The organism is uncultured Oceanisphaera sp., from assembly GCF_947495715.1.
Taxonomy (GTDB): domain Bacteria; phylum Pseudomonadota; class Gammaproteobacteria; order Enterobacterales; family Aeromonadaceae; genus Oceanimonas; species Oceanimonas sediminis.
Map to the genome: position 1 here is coordinate 1 of NZ_CANLZU010000058.1, position 446 is coordinate 446.

The 446-nt window shown below is 64.1% G+C and carries 1 protein-coding gene; it reads right to left on the bottom strand.

Annotated features, from left to right (window positions below):
• Positions 1 to 446 (bottom strand): immunoglobulin-like domain-containing protein (locus Q0753_RS16565; protein ID WP_298723733.1); only part of this gene is annotated, 446 nt, incomplete at both ends.

Below are 446 nucleotides of genomic sequence, written 5' to 3' on the forward strand. Positions count from 1 at the left end.
ACATCCGCAAAGGTCAGGGTGGTGGTGTCGGTGCTGTCGCCGATCGCGGTGGTCACGGCCGTGCCGTCGAAGCTCAGCTGCTCCAGGCTGCCCGCATCACCGGCGTTGGCTTCGCTGATGGCGGTGATGGCGTTGCTGACGGTGGCCCCGTCCACATAGACATCATCGCCCTGCACTGCCACCGTCAGGGTACCGCTGCTCGCGCCGGCGGCGATGGTCACCTCGCCCAGCGTGGTGGTCACGGTAATCGCGTTGTTGGCGGTCACCGGATTACCGTCCGCGTCCTTCAGGATCACGGTGTAAGTCAGATCGGTACTGCCTTCTTCTGCCGTGCTGCGGTCCACCGCCAGTTCGGCTGTTACCGGACTTTCGGTGTCTGTGACGGTGACCGTGGCGTCACCGGTAGTCAGCTGTTCGAAGTTATGTGCGCCGGCGTCACTGACGGT